We start from the raw sequence: 225 nt of genomic DNA on the forward strand, positions 1-225 counted from the left end.
ATCAGAAACAGAAATTTTTCCATGTACATCTGTTGTAAGCTCAGTACGAATGTCGTTACCATTCATATCGGTAATTTTAAATACCGCATCTTTAAGAGCAGTACCATCTACGTCATCCACTTTAGAAAGTTCCACGCCGCCTTTTGTTAAACTATTTTTCATAGTAACGGTAGCAATATCTTTTTGGCTTTTTTCAATTGTAAATATAATTGGTTTTTTGTCTAA

At 32.9% G+C, this 225-nt stretch carries 1 protein-coding gene; it reads right to left on the bottom strand.

Annotated features, from left to right (window positions below):
- Positions 1-225 (bottom strand): SpaA isopeptide-forming pilin-related protein (locus tag MR170_RS31820; RefSeq protein ID WP_242310777.1); only part of this gene is annotated, 225 nt, incomplete at both ends.

It is taken from the genome of Bacillus cereus group sp. BfR-BA-01524 (assembly GCF_022662595.1).
GTDB lineage: Bacteria > Bacillota > Bacilli > Bacillales > Bacillaceae_G > Bacillus_A > Bacillus_A thuringiensis_S.